1 pseudogene is annotated in these 236 nt (G+C 77.1%); it reads right to left on the bottom strand.

The features are described 5' to 3' along the window. A pseudogene (locus ACYQ0J_RS13790) lies at positions 1-236 on the bottom strand (metal-dependent hydrolase); the annotation flags it as partial.

Below are 236 nucleotides of genomic sequence, written 5' to 3' on the forward strand. Positions count from 1 at the left end.
GGGGGGACGAGGGGCGGGGGGGCGGTGGCGGGGCGGGCCTCCCCGGTGACCCAGACCCTCCGGGCGGACCGGGGGAGGGCCTGCAGGAGGTCGGCGAGAAGCCTCCCCGAGAGGTCCAGCCGCCACTCCCTGAGGACCTGGGGCCTCCCCCGGACCATGCGCACCCGGTAGGCCACCACCTGGCCGTCCCGGCTCACCGCCAGGGTGCGGCCCAACTCGTCCTCAACCAGAACCCC

This window comes from Thermus sp. FJN-A (assembly GCF_054655095.1).